We start from the raw sequence: 3321 nt of genomic DNA on the forward strand, positions 1-3321 counted from the left end.
GATTAACTTAATACTTCGTTTGATAAGTTTTTCGAAGAAAAAGACTAGCCAATACTTAGTTTGATAAGTTTTTCTCTGCAGATCTAATATTGAATTTTATAAAATATCATTACAAACAGATACTAATTTCATTACTTCTAAAATGAAATCAATCGAATGGTAGAGTTTTTTTGCTATTTGCATTTTAAGGTGGGATTTTGAGGCCTTGTTGCGCAAACCTACCGATAAGGTCTTATACAGCAATAGCCTACACCTAAATTTATCGTACACCGAATTGGTCATCCTACAATCATGCTTTGATCAATCATGGTAATTTTACAATTTGGTTTGATACTAAGATTCAATGATATTCGCAGTCACAAGGAAAACATGGTCGAAATCAAACTTATTCTGACATAGCCATTCAGTGCTATCTCATGATTAAATCCTTATTTCGTCTTTCTGTATGCATGGTGACTGGCTTTGTCCAAAGCTTGATTAAACTTTGCGGATTAGATTGGACAGCTCTGGATTATTCAACCATTCGCAGAAGACAAAAGCATATTGATATTCAAATTAGCTATGAAAAGAGTTGCAATGGACTGCATCTACTCGTTGATTCCACGGATTTGAAGTTCTTAGGTGAAGGTGAATGGAAACGTAAAAAGCATTAGCCGAAATATCGTCGCCAATGGCGTAAACTTCATATTGGTATAGATACTAAAACCCTGCTAGGTAGAACACTATGGAAAAAATGGTCAGGCTATCATCGCCGAAGTTTGGTCGAAACAAAGATGCACTGCATCAAATTATTAGGCGATAAATTAATGGCAAGAAGCTTTCCTAGTCAGATGAGTGAAATTCATGCTCGCGTAGCAGTCCTCAACAGATTTATGGAATTAGGCCGACCTAATACCCGAGTTGTAACTTAAATTTGAGTTGCTTAGGAAAACTCAATCTTTAAAGGCTTTATGCAACAAAGAACTTCGAAATTGATTTATGGATTATGAGCACCCTAAGGGCTTATAATTCAAAATATTTTCAATTATGGGGTGGTGAATTTTGGATAAGGTGAAAGCAAAAAAAATCATACTACGCACTTTGATTGGAGTCGTAACCTTGCTCGTTGTTGTTTCTGCGATTCAATTTTACTTGAGTTATCGGTCAAACACAAATTTTGAAGCAGTTGAGGAAGCATTTGATAAAAAGTTCCCTCGGACGATTGATAGTTATCCCGATCTGAAAGTTGAAGCTGAATCTTATACCACCCCTTATGATCTAATGATTGCAAATGATTGGAGAGTAGAGAGTGTTTATGGTCCATTCAGAATGAAAGAAGAAGCATCTATTGGTGTTCTCGATTGCCAAATTAAAGTAGGCGATATTAAAAATTTTAAAAAGGATGGTTTTTCGTTACTAGAGCAAGAAATTGGCGATGATCAATATTTCAGAATTAAAGTGTATATATCATCAATAGTAGTCCACTAGTTCCATTTAAGAGTAGTCCACTAGTTCCGCTTAAGAGATGGCCATTAGATACACTCAAAAATTGTATCCTAAGATTTAACATTTTGAACTAAGCTAGTACTTATTCCTATGAAATTGGACACTAATTATCATGAATAATGATTCTTATTTAACTTTGATAATTTAACTCGGTAAAAATATTCTTAGATTGAGAACTAACAATCTAATATTTAAGAACCTAAGCTTTCTAATTTCCTCAATACTGAAGAGTTTATATCTTTAAAACAAGCTTAGGTTCATATTCTGATATAAATCCACTATCTATTCCTAATTCAAAGGATCACCCAATACATTTTCAGAACCAAAAATTTCTTTTAACTTATTAATTGAATCTTCAGACAACAGCTGTGTAAAGACTAAAGTTAAATTGTGCTTTGCCCTAGAACAACAAACGTAAAAAAGATTACGATATTTTTCAAATTTTTCTTCTTCTCCATTAGGCACGCCATTTTCCATCCATAGCAGTAGTTTTTCCCAATCATACTGATTCCAACCCCGACCAAAAATTACCAACACATTATCGAACTCTGCACCTTTAACACCATGTTTTGTTGAGAATGGTGTCTTTTCTTCTATGTATTCTCCCAATTGTATGACTTCGTCATAGCTTATTGCTTTAAACGCTAAGTATTTTGATTGAAATTCTATATCTTTATCTGTTTTCTCTTTTTGAGTTTTAGTGATTATCTCTTCAAACTTTGTTTCGAGTTTTAGAATTGAATTAGGTAAAGATAAAATATTGGCTTCTGTTATTTTATTCAAAAAGGTTTGGACTGTTGAGGTTTGTCTAATATTTGTTAACTCATCAAAATGTTTAGTCCATTTTCCTTTATCACTTTGACATTTTAAATGTGGGTTCTTTTGTCCTAAAATTTGAAAGACATTACCAAAGTTCTTTTCATTAAATGCCAAAATGCTAGGCTCTAAAACATCTAGAAAAAACTTTATATAAGGGTCACTTTTTTTAAGATAGTCATCTGGATATTTGAAACAATCTGCTAAATTTTTAAAACCTTGTTCAGTTGCTATTAAATTATTAGTCAAAAATAGAATTTTTGTTTTTTCGGAGTTACTCAAATCCCAACCATCTTGACGCATTCTTCTTTTTATTTGATCAATATACTCTTTAGCTATTTCTGTTGGTAAATCACCCTTCCAATGATTTGCAGTTTGTCTTTCACCATTCCAATTGTTTGAATGGAATATTTTAATAATACCTTTAGAGTTTGGATCACACTCATTTTGTGGCAATTCATCACGTATTCTATTCAAGCAAGCAACAATATTTTTATCTGATCTGAAATTCGCATTTTTTTCAATTTCAACAATCTTGCCACTAGGACTATTCACTAAACCACATGCATCTTTACCATAAATTTTCTGCCAATGATCTCCAAAAAAACCAACTAAAACACCTGAGTTATTTTCGATAAGATAGTTAATAAAGCTATTCGCTAAATATCTATCTGTATCTTGATATTCATCAATAAAAATAATTGGGAATTTACTCTTTAAATATTTTTGGAATTTAGGTAACTGTAATAATAGAGACATACATTGTGTTACATCATCATGATGTAAAAACAATTCAGTTTCCGTTAGCTTCATAACTCCAAAATCATACTTAACTTTTTGATTGTTGATAGGTATGGTTTTAGATTTTTCTCTCCATTTCTTATTAATATTACCAATAATGTTTCTTAGGTTAGCTTGAAAGGGCTGTATTAGTTCCCAGCAGAATGCATGAATAGTATCAGCATAAATTAAAGGATGATTATCTGTGCGGTTTAGAATTTCATCTTTCGCGACATTGGT

General features: G+C 32.1%; 2 protein-coding genes and 1 pseudogene. 2 read left to right on the forward strand and 1 reads right to left on the reverse strand.

The genetic code is table 11. The features are described 5' to 3' along the window. The first annotated feature begins 257 nt into the window (after nucleotides 1–257). Both D7V20_RS18740 and D7V20_RS18745 read left to right on the forward strand, forming a co-directional pair. A pseudogene (locus D7V20_RS18740) lies at nucleotides 258–911 on the forward strand (IS5 family transposase). Nucleotides 912–1041: 130 nt separating this feature from the next. Next, complete coding sequence (locus D7V20_RS18745) at nucleotides 1042–1467, forward strand: hypothetical protein (RefSeq protein ID WP_120385361.1); 426 nt, start codon at nucleotides 1042–1044, stop codon at nucleotides 1465–1467. A gap of 306 nt (nucleotides 1468–1773) precedes the next feature. On the opposite strand, the gene D7V20_RS18750 is transcribed toward D7V20_RS18745, so the two are convergent. Continuing rightward, nucleotides 1774–3321, reverse strand: a 1548-nt coding sequence (locus D7V20_RS18750; RefSeq protein ID WP_147395813.1) for a 3'-5' exonuclease, incomplete at its 5' end; no start/stop codon positions are given.

Origin of the sequence: Acinetobacter rongchengensis (genome assembly GCF_003611475.1) — a bacterium.
Classification (GTDB): domain Bacteria; phylum Pseudomonadota; class Gammaproteobacteria; order Pseudomonadales; family Moraxellaceae; genus Acinetobacter; species Acinetobacter rongchengensis.